The organism is Aquitalea sp. S1-19 (genome assembly GCF_024343515.1).
In genome coordinates, this window is the sequence record NZ_RJTZ01000338.1 from 1 (window position 1) to 786 (window position 786).

Genomic DNA, 786 nt, shown 5'->3' on the forward strand with positions numbered 1-786 from the left:
TCCTCGGGCAGTTACGCGCCCACTAAATAAAAAAATTTAATGGCAGGCCAGACGCGGAGACCCCGTGTCTGACCTGCCAGTTTTGCAAACCTGTAGAAGGAGAAACTTCATGTCATTGCAAGCCCGCCTTGTTGCGACCGCCGTTGCAGCCGCTTTTGTCGCTACCCCGGCATTGGCTGCCGAACTCACCGGTACCCTGAAAAAAATTAAGGAGTCCGGCGTTGTTGTCTTGGGTCACCGCGACGCTTCTATTCCATTTTCTTATCTGGCTGGCGGCGCAACACCGGTAGGCTACTCGCACGACCTGCAGCTGAAGGTGGTGGAGAAGCTGAAAAAAGACCTGAACATGCCCAACCTGCAGGTGAAGTACAACCTGGTGACCTCGCAGACGCGTATTCCGCTGGTTCAGAATGGCACCGTGGATCTCGAGTGCGGTTCGACTACCAATAATATCGAGCGCCAGCGTCAGGTCGACTTCTCGGTTGGTATCTTTGAAATCGGCACCCGTTTGCTGACCGCCAAGACGACCGGCATCAAGGATTTTGCCGACCTCAAGGGCAAGAACGTCGTGACCACGGCCGGCACCACCTCGGAGCGTCAGCTCAAGGCGATGAATGCAGCCAAGAGCCTGGGGATGAACATCATCTCGGCCAAGGACCATGGCGAATCCTTCCTGATGCTGGAGTCCGGCCGTGCCGCGGCCTTTATGATGGATGATGCCCTGCTGTTCGGCGAAATGGCCAAGGCCAAAAATCCGGCCAATTGGGTTGTGGTCGGTACGCCGCA

Annotated in this window: 1 protein-coding gene; it reads left to right on the forward strand. The window is 56.2% G+C overall.

The features are described from left to right. Positions 1–109: 109 nt before the first annotated feature. Positions 110–786, forward strand: a 677-nt coding sequence (locus EGI20_RS18915) for a transporter substrate-binding domain-containing protein (protein WP_498633247.1), incomplete at its 3' end; no start/stop codon positions are given.